At 72.2% G+C, this 16,755-nt stretch carries 18 protein-coding genes; all 18 read left to right on the top strand.

The features are described from left to right. Positions 1–361: 361 nt before the first annotated feature. The 18 genes from dop to ACWDRR_RS39825 all read left to right on the top strand — a co-directional run bounded on the left by dop (position 362) and on the right by ACWDRR_RS39825 (position 16,708). Positions 362–1,873 (top strand): depupylase/deamidase Dop, encoded by a 1,512-nt coding sequence (dop, locus tag ACWDRR_RS39910; protein ID WP_449777195.1) that lies wholly within the window; start codon positions 362–364, stop codon positions 1,871–1,873. Between the two features lie 174 nt (positions 1,874–2,047). After that, entirely contained in the window at positions 2,048–2,266 is a 219-nt protein-coding gene (locus ACWDRR_RS39905) for a ubiquitin-like protein Pup (protein WP_449777194.1), read from the top strand. 167 nt (positions 2,267–2,433) lie between these two features. Then, a complete protein-coding gene (locus ACWDRR_RS39900; protein ID WP_449777193.1) occupies positions 2,434–2,865 on the top strand; it encodes an endonuclease VII domain-containing protein in 432 nt (143 codons plus the stop codon). Next, complete coding sequence (gene prcB / locus ACWDRR_RS39895; RefSeq protein WP_449777192.1) at positions 2,817–3,659, top strand: proteasome subunit beta; 843 nt, start codon at positions 2,817–2,819, stop codon at positions 3,657–3,659. Before ACWDRR_RS39900 ends, prcB begins: the two co-directional genes overlap by 49 nt. A gap of 30 nt (positions 3,660–3,689) precedes the next feature. Continuing rightward, a complete protein-coding gene (gene prcA / locus ACWDRR_RS39890; RefSeq protein WP_449777191.1) occupies positions 3,690–4,457 on the top strand; it encodes a proteasome subunit alpha in 768 nt (255 codons plus the stop codon). A 271-nt stretch (positions 4,458–4,728) separates the two neighbouring features. Continuing rightward, positions 4,729–6,090 (top strand): Pup--protein ligase, encoded by a 1,362-nt coding sequence (gene pafA / locus ACWDRR_RS39885; RefSeq protein ID WP_449777190.1) that lies wholly within the window; start codon positions 4,729–4,731, stop codon positions 6,088–6,090. 129 nt (positions 6,091–6,219) lie between these two features. Then, positions 6,220–7,206, top strand: a complete 987-nt coding sequence (locus ACWDRR_RS39880) for an FKBP-type peptidyl-prolyl cis-trans isomerase (protein ID WP_449777189.1) — start codon at positions 6,220–6,222, stop codon at positions 7,204–7,206. Positions 7,207–7,423: 217 nt separating this feature from the next. Next, a complete protein-coding gene (locus ACWDRR_RS39875; RefSeq protein WP_449777188.1) occupies positions 7,424–8,746 on the top strand; it encodes an FKBP-type peptidyl-prolyl cis-trans isomerase in 1,323 nt (440 codons plus the stop codon). A gap of 161 nt (positions 8,747–8,907) precedes the next feature. Continuing rightward, complete coding sequence (locus ACWDRR_RS39870) at positions 8,908–9,282, top strand: FKBP-type peptidyl-prolyl cis-trans isomerase (RefSeq protein WP_449777187.1); 375 nt, start codon at positions 8,908–8,910, stop codon at positions 9,280–9,282. 168 nt (positions 9,283–9,450) lie between these two features. After that, positions 9,451–10,458: a helix-turn-helix transcriptional regulator gene (locus ACWDRR_RS39865; RefSeq protein ID WP_449777186.1), complete on the top strand. Its 1,008-nt coding sequence runs from the start codon at positions 9,451–9,453 to the stop codon at positions 10,456–10,458. After that, positions 10,455–11,429, top strand: a complete 975-nt coding sequence (locus ACWDRR_RS39860; protein ID WP_449777185.1) for a helix-turn-helix transcriptional regulator — start codon at positions 10,455–10,457, stop codon at positions 11,427–11,429. Before ACWDRR_RS39865 ends, ACWDRR_RS39860 begins: the two co-directional genes overlap by 4 nt. 3 nt (positions 11,430–11,432) lie before the next feature. Further along, positions 11,433–11,675, top strand: a complete 243-nt coding sequence (locus tag ACWDRR_RS39855; protein WP_387886779.1) for a hypothetical protein — start codon at positions 11,433–11,435, stop codon at positions 11,673–11,675. A gap of 81 nt (positions 11,676–11,756) precedes the next feature. Further along, the gene (locus tag ACWDRR_RS39850) at positions 11,757–11,933 is read left to right on the top strand and encodes a hypothetical protein (RefSeq protein WP_363608754.1); all 177 of its coding nucleotides are present in this window, start codon (positions 11,757–11,759) and stop codon (positions 11,931–11,933) included. 253 nt (positions 11,934–12,186) lie between these two features. Then, complete coding sequence (tatA, locus tag ACWDRR_RS39845; protein WP_449777184.1) at positions 12,187–12,486, top strand: Sec-independent protein translocase subunit TatA; 300 nt, start codon at positions 12,187–12,189, stop codon at positions 12,484–12,486. Positions 12,487–12,618: 132 nt separating this feature from the next. After that, positions 12,619–13,509, top strand: a complete 891-nt coding sequence (tatC, locus tag ACWDRR_RS39840; RefSeq protein ID WP_449777199.1) for a twin-arginine translocase subunit TatC — start codon at positions 12,619–12,621, stop codon at positions 13,507–13,509. A gap of 121 nt (positions 13,510–13,630) precedes the next feature. Beyond that, the gene (locus ACWDRR_RS39835; protein ID WP_449777183.1) at positions 13,631–14,794 is read left to right on the top strand and encodes an NAD(P)/FAD-dependent oxidoreductase; all 1,164 of its coding nucleotides are present in this window, start codon (positions 13,631–13,633) and stop codon (positions 14,792–14,794) included. Between the two features lie 116 nt (positions 14,795–14,910). Further along, positions 14,911–15,255 carry a (2Fe-2S)-binding protein gene (locus ACWDRR_RS39830; RefSeq protein ID WP_449777182.1) on the top strand — a complete coding sequence of 115 codons (345 nt, stop codon included), beginning with the start codon at positions 14,911–14,913 and terminating at the stop codon, positions 15,253–15,255. 76 nt (positions 15,256–15,331) lie between these two features. Beyond that, positions 15,332–16,708: an FAD/NAD(P)-dependent oxidoreductase gene (locus ACWDRR_RS39825; protein ID WP_449777181.1), complete on the top strand. Its 1,377-nt coding sequence runs from the start codon at positions 15,332–15,334 to the stop codon at positions 16,706–16,708. The last annotated feature ends 47 nt before the right edge of the window (positions 16,709–16,755 follow it).

Genomic DNA, 16,755 nt, shown 5'->3' with positions numbered 1-16,755 from the left:
GACGACTGGGCCCGGATCTCCGGCAAGAAGGGCGAGCGGATCGTCTTCATCCGCACGCTCGTCACCGGGAAGCAGGGCGCCGAGTCCGGCCGCTCGATCGACACCGTCGCCAACACCGGGCAGTACCTGTAACCGAACCACTCCGGGCCGCCGGCGGCGTCCCCCGGAACAGCACGCACCCCGTCCGGCTGTGGCGCCTCGCGGCCCCGCAGCCGGACGGCGCGTCTCGGGGCCCGCCTGTCGGTGCCGCGTTCTAGGCTCGACCCACCGTTCGCGGGCACACCGCCCGCGTCGGTGTTGTTCAGCGGTACGTCAGCGTGTTCCGCCCGTGGGGGGCGGCACACCGGGCAAGGAGGGCCGCATGACCGTACGGCGCGTGATGGGCATCGAGACCGAGTACGGGATCTCCGTACCCGGGCACCCCAACGCCAACGCCATGCTCACCTCGTCCCAGATCGTCAACGCGTACGCGGCGGCGATGCACCGGGCACGGCGGGCCCGTTGGGACTTCGAGGAGGAGAATCCGCTGCGCGACGCCCGGGGCTTCGACCTCGCGCGCGACGTGGCGGACGCCAGCCAGCTGACCGACGAGGACATCGGCCTCGCGAACATCATCCTCACCAACGGCGCGCGGTTCTACGTGGACCACGCGCACCCCGAGTACAGCTCGCCCGAGGTGACCAACCCGCGCGACGCCGTGCTCTGGGACAAGGCCGGCGAGCGGATCATGGCGGCCGCCGCCCAGCGCGCCCTGGAACTGCCCAACGGGCAGACCATCCACCTGTACAAGAACAACACCGACAACAAGGGCGCCTCCTACGGCACCCACGAGAACTACCTGATGAAACGGGCGACGCCGTTCGCCGACATCGTCCGCCACCTCACCCCGTTCTTCGTCTCCCGCCAGGTGGTCACCGGCGCCGGCCGCGTCGGCATCGGCCAGGACGGCTCGGCGAACGGCTTCCAGATCAGCCAGCGCGCCGACTACTTCGAGGTCGAGGTCGGCCTGGAGACCACGCTCAAGCGGCCGATCATCAACACCCGGGACGAACCGCACGCCGACGCCGAGAAGTACCGCCGGCTGCACGTGATCATCGGGGACGCCAACCTCTCGGAGATCTCCACCTACCTCAAGCTGGGCACCACCTCGCTGGTGCTGGCGATGATCGAGGACTCCTTCATCGCCTCCGACCTCGCCGTCGACCAGCCGGTGCGCACCCTGCACCGGATCTCCCACGATCCGTCGCTGAAGCACCTCATCACGCTGCGCAACGGGCGCCGGCTCACCGCGGTCCAGCTCCAGCTGGAGTACTTCGAGCTGGCCCGCAAGTACGTCGAGGACCGCTTCGGCACCGACGCCGACGAGCAGACGGTGGACGTCCTGGCGCGCTGGGAGGACGTGCTGGGGCGGCTGGAGCGCGATCCGATGTCGCTCTCCCGGCAGCTGGACTGGATCGCCAAGCGGGAGATCCTGGAGGGCTACCGCAGCCGCGACGCACTGGAGTGGGACAACTCCCGGCTGCACCTGGTCGACCTGCAGTACAGCGACGTACGGCCCGAGAAGGGGCTGTACAACCGCCTGGTGGCCCGTGGCCGGTTCGAGCGGCTGCTGACCGACGAGGAGGTCGAGCGGGCCGTCTCCAAGCCGCCGGAGGACACCAGGGCCTACTTCCGCGGGCGCTGTCTGGAGCAGTACGCGGACCACGTGGCGGCCGCCTCCTGGGACTCGGTGATCTTCGACCTGCCCGGCCGTGACTCGCTCCAGCGGGTCCCCACGCTGGAGCCGCTGCGCGGCACCCGCAACCACGTCAAGGAGCTGCTGGACCGCTGCCGCACGGCCGAGGACCTGCTCCGGGTGCTGTCCGGCGGGTAACTTTTCGATCACCACGGGTGAACGTCCGCCGAATGGGAATCATCCGGAGTGACAGCGGGTGTTGGACAGGAAGCGCCACCGGCAAAGCAGGAGCGGTAGTCGCACCTTGTGTATAGGGTCGGTGCAGCAAGCAGCGACCAAACCGTGCCAGACCGATCGAGCGGGGTGAGGGAAATGGCGAGCAAGGACACCGACGGCGGCCAGCAGCGGGCGAACCGCTCCTCCGAGGAGGCCGAGGAGCAGGCCGCGGAAGCGCAGAATTCCGACGAGCTCAAGGAGCGCCAGGAAAAGCTGAGCGACGACGTCGACGCGGTTCTCGACGAAATCGACGAGGTCCTCGAGTCCAATGCTGAAGATTTCGTTCGTCAATTTGTCCAAAAGGGTGGGCAATAACGCTTATGTCCGATTCTGTGAATCGGGCATGGTGCGGGCGCTGCCGGCGATGGCTCTTTCGGGCGGAATTCGCGAGCAATAGGACTGCGGAGAATGGTCTGCAGCACTATTGCCGGGAATGCTCGGCGGAGTACTACCGGCGGCGCCGGCTCGCCAGGGGGAAGGTGGTGCGGCAGCGCGTCGCCGTCCCCGAAGGACACAAGCGGTGCCCGAGGTGCGAGGAGATCGGGCCCCATGCCGAGTGGGGCCGGAACCGCACCTCGGCGGGCGGCTGCAACGCCTACTGCAAGCCCTGCCGAAAGGTGGAGGGGCGGCGCCGCTATTTCGCGAAGACGCACGGGCTCACCGAGGCCGACTTGCAGGCCGTGCTCGCCGAACAGCATGGGCTGCGCGTGATCTGCCCGGCGAAGCGGGCGGAGCATGTGGATCACGACCATGAAACGGGTAGGGTCCGTGGTGTCCTCCGTTTCGCCTGCAATGCGGCTTTGGGGCAGATGAAGGACAGGCCCGACGCCCTGCGCCGGGCTGCCGACTACCTGGAAGGAATCGTGTGGAAGCCAACACTCGTGGCACCGGGCGTCTACCGGCTGCCTTCCTGACCCCGGGGTCCTCGTCGTTCCTCGACTTCCTGGCCGACCACCAGCCGGAGCTGATTCCCGGTCGGCGCGGGCTCCCCGCGGGGGCGGTCATCGAGGCCCCGCACGGGACGACGATCGTCGCGGCGGTGTTCGACGGCGGTGTGGTCATCGCCGGTGACCGACGCGCGACCATGGGCAACGTCATCGCCCAGCGCGACATCGAGAAGGTCTTCCCGGCCGACGAGTACAGCGCGGTGGGCATCGCCGGCACCGCCGGGCTCGCGGTCGAGATGGTCCGGCTCTTCCAGCTGGAGCTGGAGCACTACGAGAAGATCGAGGGCGCGGTGCTCTCGCTGGAGGGCAAGGCCAACCGCCTCACCACCATGATCCGGGGGAACCTCGGCATGGCGATGCAGGGCCTCGCGGTCGTCCCGCTCTTCGCCGGCTACGACCTCGACCTCGGCCGCGGCCGGATCTTCACCTACGACGTCACCGGCGGCCGCTCCGAGGAGCGCGGGTTCGCCGCCACCGGCTCCGGCTCGGTCTTCGCCCGCGGCTCGCTGAAGAAGCTCTACCGCGCCGACCTGACCGCCGAGCAGGCCTCCACCCTGGTCGTCCAGGCGCTCTACGACGCGGCCGACGACGACTCCGCCACCGGCGGTCCGGACCTCGCCCGGAAGATCTTCCCGATCGTCTCGCTGATCACCGAGGACGGCTTCCGCCGGCTCACCGAGGCCGAGGTCTCCGCGATCGCCGTCTCGATCACCGACGAGCGCCTCATCCACCCCAACGGCCCGCAGGCCCCGCTGCTCTAGCCACACCTACCAAGGAAGGGACGACCGCCGGTGTCGACACCGTTCTACGTCTCGCCCCAGCAGGCCATGGCGGACCGCGCGGAGTACGCCCGCAAGGGCATCGCGCGCGGTCGCAGCGTGGTCGTGCTCACCTACGTCGACGGCATCGTCTTCGTCGCGGAGAACACCTCGCGGGCGCTCCACAAGGTCTCCGAGATCTACGACAAGATCGCCTTCGCGGCGGTCGGCCGCTACAACGAGTTCGAGAACCTGCGCATCGGCGGCGTCCGCTACGCCGACCTGCGCGGCTACTCCTACGACCGGGCCGACGTCACCGCCCGGGGCCTGGCCAACGTCTACGCCCAGACGCTCGGCACCATCTTCTCCTCGGTCGGCGAGAAGCCGTACGAGGTCGAGCTGATCGTGGCCGAGGTCGGCCGCACGCCGGACGAGGACCAGATCTACCGGCTCACCCCGGACGGTTCGGTCGTCGACGAGAAGAACTACGTGGTGGTCGGCGGCAACGCCGACTCGATCGGCAACTACCTGGGCCAGCGCCACCGCAGCGGGCTGTCCCTGACCGACGCGATCAAGGTCGCGGTGGACTCCCTCGCCCGGGATCCCAACGGCGGAAGCCCGCGCACCCTGACCCCCGAGCAGCTGGAGGTGGCGGTCCTGGACCGCCAGCGCTTCCAGCAGCGCAAGTTCAAGCGCATCCTGGGCGGCCAGCTCGCCCGGTTGCTCGACGGCGACGAGACCGCCGAGACGGACGACGACGAGAAGCCGGCGGCCGCCCCGCCGGCGGCCGAGTCGGACTAGCAGTGCCGGGGAGTCCCGTACGGCGGTCACCACCCGCCGTCGTGCGGGACTTCCTTCGGAGGTCCTCCCAGAGAACGGATGCCTCGTGACTCCTCCCCAACGGTCGAGACCGCGGGGCTTCGAGCCGACCTGACGGCCGGCCCCGGACAAGCCCTGCCCGCTGCCGCAGCAGGGGATCAGCCACGAGGCCAGCTGCGGCCCGGTGCCGCAGAATTCAGGACCCAGATCCGCGCACCGGCCACAGCCGGTGATTCCTTCGAGAGAAGGTGCCATGGACCGCCGAATTTTCGGGCTGGAGAACGAGTACGGCGTCACCTGCACATTCCGGGGTCAGCGACGGCTGTCACCGGACGAAGTGGCGCGCTACCTCTTCCGCCGCGTTGTCTCCTGGGGCCGCAGCAGCAACGTGTTCCTGCGCAACGGTGCCCGCCTCTACCTCGACGTGGGCTCCCACCCCGAGTACGCCACCCCCGAGTGCGACGACGTCGTCGAGCTGGTGACGCACGACAAGGCGGGCGAGCGCATCCTCGAGGGGCTCCTGGTGGACGCCGAGCGGCGGCTGCACGAGGAGGGCATCGCCGGGGACGTCTACCTGTTCAAGAACAACACCGACTCGGCCGGCAACTCCTACGGCTGCCACGAGAACTACCTGGTGGCCCGGCACGGCGAGTTCTCCCGGCTGGCCGACGTGCTGATCCCGTTCCTGGTGACCCGCCAGCTGATCTGCGGCGCCGGCAAGGTGCTGCAGACCCCGCGCGGCGCGGTGTACTGCGTCAGCCAGCGCGCCGAGCACATCTGGGAGGGCGTCAGCTCCGCGACCACCCGCTCCCGCCCGATCATCAACACCCGCGACGAGCCGCACGCCGACGCCGAGCGGTACCGCCGGCTGCACGTCATCGTCGGCGACTCCAACATGTCCGAGACCACCACCCTGCTCAAGGTCGGCGCGACCGACCTGGTGCTCCGGCTGATCGAGGCCGGCGTGGTGATGCGCGACCTCACCCTGGAGAACCCGATCCGGGCGATCCGCGAGGTCAGCCACGACCTCACCGGCACCCACCAGGTCCGGCTCGCCAACGGCCGGGAGGCCAGCGCGCTGGACATCCAGGAGGAGTACTACAGCAAGGCGCTGGAGTTCGCCGACCGCAAGGGCATCAACACCGGCACCATCGCCCAGGTGCTGGACCTCTGGGGCCGCACCCTGGAGGCCGTCCGCACCGAGCGGCTGGACGGGGTGGCCACCGAGATCGACTGGATCATGAAGTACAAGCTCATCGAGCGCTACCGCGAGAAGCACCAGATGAGCATGTCCAACCCGCGGGTGGCCCAGATCGACCTCGCGTACCACGACATCCACCGCCGGCGCGGCCTGTTCTACCTGCTCCAGGGCAAGGGCCAGGCGAAGCGGATGACCACCGACCTCAAGACCTTCGAGGCCAAGTCCGTCCCGCCGCAGACCACCCGGGCCCGGCTGCGCGGGGACTTCATCCGCCGGGCGCAGGAGCAGCGCCGGGACTTCACGGTCGACTGGGTGCACCTGAAGCTGAACGACCAGGCGCAGCGGACGGTGCTCTGCAAGGACCCGTTCCGCTCGGTCGACGAGCGGGTGGAGAAGCTGATCGCGGGGATGTGAGACCGAGCCGTCCCGATGTGATCTTTGCGGTGTCCGGCCCCGGCGGTGTCTACCGGGGCCGGACACCGTCGGGGAATACGCTGTCCGTCGAGTCCGGAGATCCGACTTTGACCGACAGTTAGGAACGCCGTGCGCCGCACCGCCGGTTTGCTTCTCACCCTGCCCCTGCTGCTGGCGGTCGCCTGCAGCAGCTCCACCAAGGCGACCAGCCCGGTGACGCCCACGGCGTCGAGCGCGGCCCCCACTGTGCCGGCGCCGGTGAACGAGGCCTCGCCGATGCCGACCCTGTCGGGCGGCGGGTTCGGGAGCAAGGCCACCATCACCATCCCGGACGGAGCGCCCAGCGGTCAGTTCGTGGTGAACACCGTCAGTGAGGGCGACCGCTCCACGGTCAACAAGGGTGACTGGGTGACGGTGAACTACTCGGCGAAGGACTGGACGACCGGCAAGGACCTGCCCAGCTCCTACGACGAGGGCGGCAAGCCGCAGCTCTACCAGGCGGGCAGCGGGCAGCTGGTGCCCGCCTTCGACCAGAGCGTGATCGGCAAGAAGGTCGGCAGCCGGCTGCTGGTCGTGGCCCCGCCGGCCGCCGCGTTCGGCACCCAGGGCAACGGCCAGCTCGGGGTCGGCCCGGGTGACACGGTGGTCTTCGTGCTGGACATCATGGAGAGCCTGCCGCAGGACTCCACCCTCTCCGGCACCATGACCCAGCCGCCGGCGAACCTCCCGCAGGTGAAGGACAACGGCAAGGCCGCCGTCACGATCACCATCCCGCCCGGGCAGGCCCCGCCCACCGACCTCCAGCAGGCGGTGCTGATCAAGGGCGAGGGCAAGCAGGTGAAGTCCGGGCAGACCCTCGTCGTGCAGTACACCGGGGTGCTCTGGAGCAACGGCCAGCAGTTCGACTCGTCCTGGAGCCACGGCGGTGCGCAGGCGCTGCAGATCGGCACCGGCAGCGTGATCGAGGGCTGGGACAAGGGCCTGGTCGGTCAGACCGTCGGCAGCCGGGTGGAACTGGTGGTGCCGCCCGCCCTCGGCTACAAGGACCAGGCGCAGGGCTCCGTCCCGCCGAACTCGACGCTGGTCTTCGTGATCGACATTCTTGAGGCGGTCTGAGCCCGCCGGGCTCTAGGAAGTGACGGGTGGGGTCCGTACGCTTGGGCGGACGCTCGCACAGGGAAGCGTCCGCCCTCATCCTGACCTGTCATACTGCCCTCGCACTGTGGTAGGCGCCGTCGGCGTCCGGGCTCCGGGCGGCAGTGCGACAGCACTCCGGCGCTCACCACGCCGGCCGTAGACCTCGAAGACCTCGTGGCGAGATGGATGGGGAGTCATGTCTGAGAAAGCGTCGAGCCCGGGCGGGGCCGGCACCGCGAACGGAAACTCCGCCGGTGACCCGGCCGACTCGCGGCCCGGTGGCCCGCTGCCCGGCGACGGCGAGTCGATCGTCGTACCGCCGTCGATCCTGAAGCACTCGCCCGGCTGGGTCCAGCCCGGCGAAGCCGGCCAGGCGAAGCGGAGCGCGGGCGGGACGAAGACCGACGAGACCCCGCAGATCTTCGCCTCGAACGTGCGCCGCCAGGACACCTCGGAGGCCGGGTACGACGAGAACCCGCCCGGTGTCGGCAAGCTCGGTGTGATCCTGGGCACCGTGCTGGCGGTGCTGCTGGTCGGCAGCGGGATCACGCTGTACGTCGTGAACCGTGACGGCGGCTCCAAGGCGGACACCGCGGCCAAGCCGGACGCGGTCAAGTCCGCGCCGCCCACGCCGTCCGCCGAGCCGGTGCCGCCGATCAAGGACAGCGCCAAGGTGCTGCCGACCATCACCGGCGAGTTCGGCAAGAAGGCCACCATCGAGGTGCCCGGCGAGCAGGCCGACGGCAGCTTCGTGGTGAAGGTCCTGTCCGAGGGCAACGGTCCCAAGGTCGAGAAGAACTCCTGGACCTCGGTCGACTACACGGCCAAGGACTGGACGACCGGCAAGGACATCCCGAGCTCGTACGACGAGTCGGGCAAGCCGCAGATCTTCCAGGCCGGCACCGACGCGCTGATCCCGGCGCTCGACCAGGCCGTGGTCGGGAAGAAGGCCGGCAGCCGGGTGCTCGTGGTGGCCCCGCCGGCCGCCGCGTTCGGCGCCCAGGGCAACCCGAACATGTCGATCGGGGCCAAGGACAACCTGGTCTTCGTCATCGACATCCGCAACAGCAACGCGCCCGACGCGGTGGTCAGCGGCACCGTGACCCCGCCGCCCGCGGACTTCCCGCAGGTGAAGGACAACGGCAAGAAGCCGGCCGACATCACCCCGGTGGCCGGCGCCGCCGACCCGACCGAGCTCAAGTCCCACGTCCTGATCAAGGGCTCCGGCCCGAAGGTCGAGAAGGGCGAGAAGGTCGTCGTCCAGTACACCGGCGCGCTGTTCAAGGACGGCAAGGTCTTCGACTCCTCGCTGAGCAAGGGTCAGGCCTTCTCCTTCCCGGTCGGCGGCGGCCAGGTCATCGCGGGCTGGGACCAGGGCCTGGAGGGGCAGACCGTCGGCAGCCGGGTCGAGCTGGTCATCCCCGCCTCGCTGGGCTACAAGGACCAGGCGCAGGGTGACATCCCGGCCAACTCCACCCTGGTGTTCGTGGTCGATATCCTCGATGCGGGTCAGGGCTGATCCACTTTCGGGTGACAATGGTGGGCGTGTGACCTTCGGGACCGGCCGCGTGGCCGAGCCCGTACGGGCGGCGGGCGCCCGTACCGTGGTCCGGGTAACGGACCGGGGTGCGGGCGCCCGCCGCTTGGTCATGATCGAACCCATCGTGAGAAGAGGCAGTTGTGAGCGACAAGAAGAAGCCGGAGATCGACTTCCCGGGTGGCGAGCCGCCCGTCGAGCTGCAGATCCGCGACATCGAGATCGGCACCGGTGACGAGGCCAAGCCCGGCCAGGTCGTCAAGGTCCACTACGTCGGTGTGACCTTCGAGACCGGCGAGGAGTTCGACGCCAGCTGGAACCGCGGCAGCGCGTTCTCGTTCCCGCTCGGTGCTGGCCGCGTCATCAAGGGCTGGGACCAGGGCGTCGTCGGCATGAAGGTCGGCGGCCGCCGCGAGCTGGTCATCCCGGCGCACCTGGCGTACGGCAACCAGTCGCCGTCCCCGCTCATCCCGGCGGGCTCGACGCTGATCTTCGTGGTCGACCTGCTGGGCGTCTGAGCCGGTCGTGACCGAGGGCCGCACCCCCGCCCCGGGGGTGCGGCCCCGCGCGTTTCCGGACTCGGCTTTTGCAGTGCGTACCGCTACCGGTACGGTCGGTCCCGCCGGGTCGACCACTGCCCGGCGGGCGCACCCCGCGCGCTGCGCGGCACACCGGAAGGGTCAGCGATGGCGATCGCCAAGGCAGAGCGGCTGATGAATCTCGCCCTGTGCCTGATGAACACCAGACGTCCGCTCTCCAAGAAGGAGCTGCGGGAATCCATCGAGGCGTACCGCGAGGCCTGGCAGAACAGCAGCGAGGACGCCTTCAACCGGATGTTCGAGCGGGACAAGGACGACCTGCGCGAACTCGGTCTGGTCATCGACGTCGACGAGAACGCCCTCGACGGCGAACTCGGCTACCTCGCCCGCGCCGACCGCAACCGCCTGCCGGAGATCGCCCTCGACGCCGAGGAGGCCGCCGCGCTCACCCTCGCCGCCCGGGTCTGGCAGCAGGCCAAGATGTCCGGCGCGGCCAGCGGCGCCCTGCAGAAGCTGCGCGCCGCCGGTGTCCCGTTCACCGAGACCGAGGGGCGCACCGCCCTCGAACCGCGCATCCCCGCGCGCGAGTCCGCGTTCGAGCCGCTGCTCACCGCCGCCCGCGACCGCCGCCCCGTCACCTTCGAGTACCGCAAGGCCGGCGCCGCCGCCGTCGAGCAGCGCACCGTGGAGCCCTGGGCGCTGGAGTGCTGGCGCGGCCACTGGTACCTGGCCGGCTGGGACCGCGACCGGGCCGACGCCCGGGTCTTCCGGCTCAGCCGGATCACCGGCAAGGTCCGCACCCGCTCCGGTGCCTTCCTCGGCACCGTCCCCGAGCACGTCGACGTCCGGGCCACCGTCGCCAAGTTCGCCGGCGAGGGCGCCACCGCGACCGCGGTCGTCAAGGTCCGCCGGGGCGCGGGCTTCCCGCTGCGCACCAAGGCGCTGAGCACCGTCCGGGTCGACGAGGCCTGGGACCGGCTGGAGATCCCGTACGGCAACGGCCTCGGCGCGGACCTCGCCGAGTTCGGGCCGGACGTGCTGGTGCTCGGCCCGGAGGAGCTGCGCTCCGACGTGATCGAGCGGCTGCGCGCGGTGGCCGGGGCGGGCGCCGCGGACGGCGGCGCGGTGGAGAGTGCTGAAGGAGTGCGGGCATGAGCAACGCGATCGACCAGACCCGGCGGATGCTGTCGCTGGTCACCTACCTGCGCGAGCGCCCCGGCGCCGAGGTGGCCGAGGTGGCCCGGGCCTTCGGCATCACCGAGCGCGAGCTGATCGGCGACCTCAACGTCCTGCCGATGTGCGGCACCAGCTTCCGCGGCGGCGACCTGCTCGACATCGACACCGACGGCGAGCGGATCTGGTGGCACAACGTCGACGACGTTGCCCAGCCGCTGCGGCTGGCCGCCGACGAGGCGACCGCGCTGCTGGTCGCCGCCCGCGCGGTGGCGGGCCTGCCCGGTCTGCGGGCCGGTGACCGGGAGGCGCTCACCCGCGCCGTCGCCAAGATCGAGAACGCCGCCGGGGACAGTGCCGAGGGCAGCGCCCGGGTCGGCGTCACCTTCGAGGCCGAGAGCCACGTCTTCGCCGACATCGACCGCGCGCTCAGCGAGGGCCGGCGGCTCTGGCTGCGCTACTACTCGCACGGGCGCGGCGGCATGACCGAGCGCGAGGTCGACCCGATCCGGCTGCTCACCGAGGGCCACACCTACCTGGAGGCCTGGTGCCGGACCTCCGAGGACCACCGGATGTTCCGGCTCGACCGGGTCGCCGAGATCAGGGTGCTGGACGTCCCCTCCGACCCGCCCCGGCGTGAGCCGCGCGACCTCTCGGGCGGACTGGTCAACCCGTCCGCGAGCGACCCCGAGGTGGTCGTCGAGGTGTCCTCCGGCGGGCGCTGGGTGGCCGAGTACTACACCCACGACCGGGCCGAGGAACTGCCGGACGGCGGGCTGCGGATCACCCTGCGCAGCGCCGACCCGTCGCAGCTGCGCCCGCTGGCGCTGCGGCTGGGCCGGGACGGGCGGATCGTCTCGCCGCCGGCGCTCGCCGAGCAGGCGCGGGCGGCGGCGCTGGAGGCGCTGGCCGCCTACGGGGAGCGGACGGTCGGCGGGCAGGGGCAGGTCTGAGCCGTGGAGCCGGGTACCAGATTCAAGGTCTACTGCTCGCAGTGCCGGGAGAAGGTGGAGCTGCCCGCGGAGGAGTTCCGCCTCACGCTGGGCCGGACGCCGGCCCAGGCGCACTACAGCTTCGGCTGCCCGCTCTGCGGGGCGTCGGTCCGCAAGCCGGCGGGGGAGAAGATCGTGTCGGCGCTGACCGGCGCCGGGGTGCGGACGATGCGGCTGGTGCCGGCCGGGGGCTCCACCCAGGGGTGAGCGCCGGGTCGTGCGCGGCCCGGGCCGGCCCGGCGTCGGGCGGGGCCGGTCGGGCCGGGGCCGGCGGATAGGGTGGTGGCCATGTCCTGGATGCTCGTCGCCGCCGTCCTGCTCGCCACCGCCGGTCTGCTGGTCCTCGGTGTTCTCGCGATCCGGCTCTGGCTGGACGTGCGGACGCTGGCCAAGGGAGTGGACGCCGCCTCCCGGGCGCTGGCCGAGGCGGCCGGCGATCTCGCGGCGGCGGTCCCCGGGCGCTGAGCGGCCCGCCGGCGGCCGTCCGGGTCGGCCGGTCCGGCCGGCGGCCGGGAACCGGCGGCGGTCGGGCGCACCTCAGGGGTACGGGGGGCTGCTGTCCGGAGGTTCGGGCGGGTTACGCTCTCAGCAGGCTCCTGAAAGTGCGACGGGGGCCGCTGTCCTGTTCGGGCGGCCGTCGTCAGGGCGTCATCCGCAGCGGTTACCATCCCCGCAGCGGGCGGCCCGCCGGCGCCGCCATGACTGAAGGTGGTCGAACATGCGGATCTCGCCGACCGCGATCCTGGTGATCGTGGTTCTTGCCATTCTGCTCTTCGGCGCCAAGCGGCTGCCCGATCTGGCGCGCTCGCTCGGCCAGTCGATGCGGATCCTGAAGAGCGAGACCAAGGCCATGCGGTCGGACGGTGCCGCGGACGAGAGCGCGCCGGCCCAGCCCGCGCCCGCCGTGGGGGTGGACACCGCCAAGACGATCCAGGCCGCTCCGGGGGCGTCTGGGACGGCCCGGCCGGTGGCCGAGCAGCCCGCGGGGACGGGAACGGACGGCGGCGGCCCGCGTTGAGCGGTCCGCGACGCACGTGACGCACGCGACCACTGAGGCCCGCCGACCGGCGGGCCTCGACGCACGAGTTGAGGACCGGGGTTGAGCAAGCTCTCCAAGGCGTCGAAGGCGCCCAAGGATCCTGAGGGGCGGATGGCCCTTGCCGACCATCTGCGCGAACTGCGGAACCGCGTGGTCAAGTCGGTCCTGGCGATCGTGCTCGTCACGATCGTCGCGGCGGTCTACCACAAGCAGCTCGAGGACTTCCTGCTGAAGCCGCTGCCGCACTGCACGGTGGAGACCGCCAACCAGTTCCACGGCAAGTGCGCCCAGGTCTCCAACATCGGTCTGACCGCCGGTTTCACCTGGATGCTCAAGGTGGCGCTGACGGCCGGTGTGGTCGCGTCCGTGCCGGTCTGGCTCTACCAGGTCTGGGCCTTCGTCGCGCCGGGCCTGCACCGGCACGAGAAGAAGTACACGATCATCTTCATGGCCGCCGGGGCGCCGCTGTTCCTGGCCGGCGTGACCTGCGCCATCCTGGTGCTGCCGACCACGGTGGACGTGCTGATCTCGTTCACCCCGAACAACACCACGCCGATCCTGCCGCCCGAGGACTACCTCGACATCGCCACCCGGATGGTGCTGGTCTTCGGCCTCGCCTTCGAGTTCCCGCTGCTGCTGGTGATGCTGAACATGGTCGGCATGGTCACCGGCAAGCGGCTGCTCGGCTGGTGGCGCGGCATGGTGCTGGCCATCACCGTGTTCGCGGCCTTCGCGACGCCGAGCGCCGAGCCGGTCAGCATGCTGGTGCTGGCCGCGCCGATCTGGGCGCTGTACTTCGTCGCGGTCGGGATCGCCATCGTGAACGACCGGCGCAAGGCCCGTCGCAACCCGGACCTCGGGCTGGACGACGAGGAGGCCTCGCACCTGGACCTGTCGGTGCAGCCGGTGGCCGGTGCCGAGGCCGTGGAGGCCTCCGGTGCGCCGGTGGCCAGCGCGCCGGTGCCGGCCGCGCGGCACGAGCAGATGGACGACATCACGTGATGAGGTGAACCACCTCGCGACCCCGGCCCGCCGCACCCCGGCGGGCCGGGGTTTTTGCGTGGAGGTGACCGGCCGGTGGGGCGCTCTTGGCAGGCGGGATGGCATGTGACATATTACTGCCGTGTCCAAGCCTCAGAGACCTCCCCTGGATGTCGTCGTGGTCGGCGCCGGCGTGGTCGGCGCCGCCTGCGCCTACTACGCCGCCCGAGCCGGGCTCGCCGTCGCCGTCATCGACCGCGGTCCGGTCGCGGGCGGCACCACCGGCGCGGGCGAGGGCAATCTGCTGGTCTCCGACAAGGAACCCGGGCCCGAGCTCGACCTCGCACTGCTCTCCACCCGGCTCTGGCGCGAGCTCGCCGAGGACCTGGGCACCGCCGTCGAGTACGAGCCCAAGGGCGGCCTGGTGGTCGCCGCCACCCCCGCCCGCCAGGACGCCCTGCGCGCCTTCGCCGCCGAGCAGGCGACGGTCGGCGTCAGCGCCGAGGAGATCCCCGGCGAGCGGCTGCGCGAGCTCGAACCGCACCTCGCCCCCGGGCTGGCCGGCGGGTTCCTCTACCCGCAGGACGCCCAGGTCCAGCCCGCCCTGGCCGCCGCGCACCTGTTGCGCGCCGCCCGGCGCGCGGGCGCCGTGCTGCACACCGGTGAGACCGTCCGGGCGGTGACCACCGGGCCGGACGGCGCCGTGCGCGGCGTCGTCACCGACCGGCGCCGGCTGGCGGCGCCCGCCGTGATCAACGCCGCCGGCACCTGGGGCGGCGAGCTGGCCGCGCTGGCCGGCGTGCACCTGCCGGTACTGCCCCGGCGGGGCTTCGTGCTGGTGACCGAGCCGTTGCCGCGGATCGTCCGGCGCAAGGTCTACGCCGCCGACTACGTCGCGGACGTGGCCAGCGGTTCGGCCGCGCTGCAGACCTCCGCGGTGGTCGAGGGCACCCCCGGCGGCCCGGTGCTGATCGGCGCCAGCCGGGAGCGGGTCGGCTTCGACCGGACCCTCTCGGTGGAGGTGCTGCACCGGCTCGCCGCGCAGGCCGCGGCGCTCTTCCCGGTCCTGGCCGACGTCAGCGTGCTCCGTGCCTACCGGGGCTTCCGTCCGTACCTGCCGGACCACCTGCCCGCGATCGGCGCCGACCCGCGGGTGCCGGGGCTCCATCACGCCTGCGGCCACGAGGGGGCGGGCATCGGGCTGGCCCCGGCGACCGGGCTGCTGATCGCCGAGCAGCTCACCGGCAAGCGGCCGGAGCTGGATCTCTCGCCGTTCCGGGCGGACCGGTTCCCGGCCGGGGAGTGAACGGCGGTGGGGCCGGTGCGCCCGGCGGCCGTCGGGCCGGCGGAGCGGCCGGCCGCCGGGTTGTCGGGGCGGACGAGTGGCGCAGGGGCGCCACGGCGGATCGGAGGAACTTCGGAATGGAGAACGCGCGGATGAACCCGCCGATGCAACGCCGGACCCCGGCCGCGCTGGTCGGGGCGGAGCCGGGGCCCGCCCACACCATCGACTTCGACGGCCGGCCGGTGCCCGCACTGCCCGGGCAGTCGATCGCCGCCGCGCTCTGGGCCGACGGCGTGCTGGCCTGGCGCACCACCCGGGTGGGCGGCAAGCCGCGCGGGGCGTTCTGCGGGATCGGCGCCTGCTTCGACTGCCTGGCCGTCGTGGACGGCCGCCCCAACCAGCGCACCTGTCTGCTGCCGGCCGAGCCCGGCACCGTCGTCACCACCCAGGAGGGCAACGGCCGTGCCGACCTCGCCGTCTGAACCGTCCGAGTCGTCCGGGTCGTCCCGAGCATCCGGGTCGTCCGAGCCGGTCGGGCCCCGCGCCTACGACCTCGCCGTGATCGGTGCCGGCCCGGCGGGCCTCGCCGCCGCCGTGGCCGCCGCCGACCTCGGGCTGCGCTGCGCCCTGCTCGACGCCGGCCCGCGCACCGGCGGCCAGTACTACCGCCACCCCGCGCCCGGCCTGGGCGCCACCCGCCCCGACCGGCTGCACCACGGCTGGTCCGTCTACACCGGCCTGGCCGACCGGCTCGCGGTGCACCGCGGGACCGGCCGGGTCGACCTCCTGGCCGGCCACCAGGTCTGGGCGCTGGAGCGCCCGGGCGACACCGGCTGGGCGGTGCACGCCACGCTGGGGCCCGAGGCCGCCGACCGGGCCACCGTCCGGGCCGCCGCGGTGCTGCTGGCCACCGGCGCGTACGAGCGGCAGCTGCCGTTCCCCGGCTGGACGCTGCCCGGGGTGGTCACCGCGGGCGGGGCGCAGGCCATGCTCAAGGCCGGCCTGGTGCTGCCGGGCCGGCGGATCGTGGTGGCCGGCAGCGGGCCGCTGCTGCTCGCCGCGGCCTCCTCGCTGGTCACCGCGGGGGCGCAGGTGCCCGCCGTGGTCGAGGCCACCGACTACCTCGGCTACGCGCGGCGCCCCGACGTCCTGGCCGCCGTCCCGGCCAAGCTCGTCGAGGGCGCCGGCCACGGCGCCGCACTGCTGCGCCACGGCGTCCGGCTGCGGCGCCGCAGCGCCGTGGTCGAGGCGCACGGCACCGACCGGGTCACGGCCGTCACCGTCGCCCGGCTGGACGCCGAGTGGCGGCCGGTGCCCGGCACCGAGCGCCGGATCGCCTGTGACGCGCTCGCCGTCGGGCACGGCCTGCTGCCGCAGATCGAGCTGGCCACCGAACTGGGCGCCGCGACCAGGACGACGGCCGACGGCACGGTCGCGCTCGCGGTGGACTCCCGGCTGCGCACCAGCCTCCCCGGCCTCTGGGCGGCCGGCGAGACCTGCGGCGTCGGCGGGGCCGACCTGGCGATCGCCGAGGGCGAGCTGGCCGCGCACGCGGTCGCCGGCGCCCCGGTCCGCACGGCTCTGCTGCGCCGCCGCTCCCGGCTGCGCGCCTTCGCCGAGCTGATGGCGGCGGCGCACCGGCCCGGTCCCGGCTGGACGCAGTGGCTGCGCCCCGACACCGACGTCTGCCGCTGCGAGGAGGTTCCGGTCGCCCGGATCACGGAGGCGGTCGAGGAGCTCGGCGCGGGCGACGCGCGGACCGTCAAGCTGCTCACCCGGGCCGGGATGGGCTGGTGCCAGGGCCGGATGTGCGGTCCGGCGGTGGCCTGCCTCTCCGGCGCCGGCGACGCGCGGGCGGACAGCCGTCCACTGTCCTGCCCCGTTCCGCTCTCGCAGCTCGCGGCCGGTCCGGCGGCCGAACCGCCGCCGTCCTGAACCCGTGGCGCGGGGGCACTTGTCTCCGCCCGCGACGTCTAATAAAA

The sequence above is a fragment of the Kitasatospora sp. NPDC003701 genome, assembly GCF_053587085.1.
The sequence above is the reverse complement of the archived record's forward strand: the minus strand, read 5'-3'. Positions and strand labels throughout refer to the sequence as shown.